Genomic DNA, 1,191 nt, shown 5'->3' on the forward strand with positions numbered 1-1,191 from the left:
TAGCGGGCATGGAAGCGGAAGAAGCGCAGGATGCGCAGCGCGTCCTCGGCGATGCGGGTGGCGGCGTCGCCGACGAAGCGCACATGCCCGGCATCCAGGTCGGCGCGGCCGCCGAAATAATCGTGCAGCACGCCATCGCGGCCACAGGACATGGCGTTGATGGTGAAGTCGCGCCGGGCTGCGTCCTCGGCCCAGTCACCGGTCCAGGCGACGACCGCGTGGCGGCCGTCGGTCCGTTCGTCGCGGCGCAGGGTGGTGATTTCGTAGGGCCGGCCGTCGAGCACGGCGGTGACCGTGCCGTGGGCGAGGCCGGTCGCCACCACCTTGATCTCCGCCTGGCGCAGCAGGTCCAGCACGCGGTCGGGGGATTCGGGCGTGGCGAGATCGAGATCGGCGACCGGGTGGTGCGCGATCAGGTCGCGCACCACCCCGCCCACCAGCCGGGCCTGCGGCAGGACCTGCCACAGGCGGCGCAAGCCCGCGTAGCCTTCGGGCAGGGACGCCGCCAGGCGGCCGAGCAGGTCGTCGCCCGCCAGATCGTCGTCCCCTGCCCCGGCCCGATCGCCGCCCGCCGGATCGCGGGTCACGCGGGGAAGTCTTCCTGGGGGAAGTCTTCCTGGGGGAGGTCCGCCGGGGACAGGCGCGAGAGGGGGAAGAAGACGTTCTGGCTCCAGACCCCCAGGCAGGGTACGCCGCGGCAGGCGCCGGGCACCGCGAGGGCGGCGAGTTCGTAATAGACCGCGCGGGCGATCCGGGCCTGGATGGCGTAGTCGCCCGCGCCGTCACGCACATGCAGGTAGGGGACCGGCCCGGCGCCGCAATCCGCGCCGGGCATGTCCCAGTCCGCGTGGATCGGGTGATCGGGGCCGGCGCAGACCACCAGGTCGACATTGGTGCGGAAGGACAGGACCTGGTCGCGGCCGCAGCCGGTCCAGTGCAGTTCGACCGCGACCAGGGGCGCGTCCTCGACCGTGATGGTGCCGCGTTCGGTGGGGGTTTCCAGCCAGTAGGCGCCCTGCGCGTCGCGCGTGAGCACCGAGGCGAACAGGCAGATCATCGGCTTGCGGCGGATGGGCGTGCCGCGATACAGCCAGGTGCCGTCGCGCTTGACGAGGAACGGCAGCGGGCCGCAGGGGTCGGCGTCCGCAGCGCGGCGCGGCGGGACGGGCGGCATGACGGAGGGCCCCAAGG

Annotated in this window: 1 protein-coding gene and 1 pseudogene; both read right to left on the reverse strand. The window is 73.2% G+C overall.

The window, feature by feature from the left end; all coding sequences use genetic code 11:
- Nucleotides 1–521, reverse strand: a pseudogene (locus tag HUK84_RS19175) (CCA tRNA nucleotidyltransferase); the annotation flags it as partial.
- 62 nt (nucleotides 522–583) lie between these two features.
- The gene (locus HUK84_RS19180; protein WP_176641636.1) at nucleotides 584–1,174 is read right to left on the reverse strand and encodes a DUF1285 domain-containing protein; all 591 of its coding nucleotides are present in this window, start codon (nucleotides 1,172–1,174) and stop codon (nucleotides 584–586) included.
- Between the last annotated feature and the right edge of the window lie 17 nt (nucleotides 1,175–1,191).

This window comes from Nguyenibacter vanlangensis (assembly GCF_013376155.1).
Taxonomy (GTDB): Bacteria; Pseudomonadota; Alphaproteobacteria; order Acetobacterales; family Acetobacteraceae; genus Gluconacetobacter; species Gluconacetobacter vanlangensis.